The organism is Shigella sp. SIG3 (genome assembly GCF_053555855.1).
This window is the reverse complement of record NZ_JBQZXE010000310.1, coordinates 1-511: the sequence shown is the minus strand read 5'-3', so window position 1 is coordinate 511 and position 511 is coordinate 1. Positions and strand designations below refer to the sequence as shown.

1 protein-coding gene is annotated in these 511 nt (G+C 44.8%); it reads right to left on the bottom strand.

The genetic code is table 11. The features are described from left to right. Positions 1-415 (bottom strand): YdaU family protein (locus ACUU1I_RS21140; protein WP_449144943.1); only part of this gene is annotated, 415 nt, incomplete at its 3' end. Between the last annotated feature and the right edge of the window lie 96 nt (positions 416-511).

Here is a 511-nt window from a genome sequence, read left to right as displayed (position 1 = left end):
CAGCATCATGTTCGAACACCACTCCAACATCTGTTTGAACACCTGTTAAATTTCTCTCTTGTTTTGTTTGAACATCTGCTTCCTTTCTGCTTCTTCTGGCCTGAACAGATGCTTTTCCTGCGGCTGATTTTTTGGTTAATTTTTCTCTGACAGATGCCAGATCTTCCTCAATCCGAAGATGCATCCATTCGTCGCCGTTATCACAAAAAAACTCCCGCAAGGATGGTTCAACATCAACCCATCGCTCGTTAGTCAGACGGGCAATTTTTGCCAACCTGTTTTTGGGTATTGGCTTTCCTGTTTGCCAGTAATTGAACATCAGCAACAAATACGCGCCGTGCTCCTCTGCTGACAAATGCATGGTGTCAGCCAGATAATCAGCTATGTACAGTTGCATGTATGGTAATGCGGCCATAATTGCCCCGTATGATGCTACCCGGTTGCTTAGAATAAGTGAGGTAGCCTGAGTTTAACGGACGCTCCTTCCTGAAATAGAATGGCATCAGAAGGA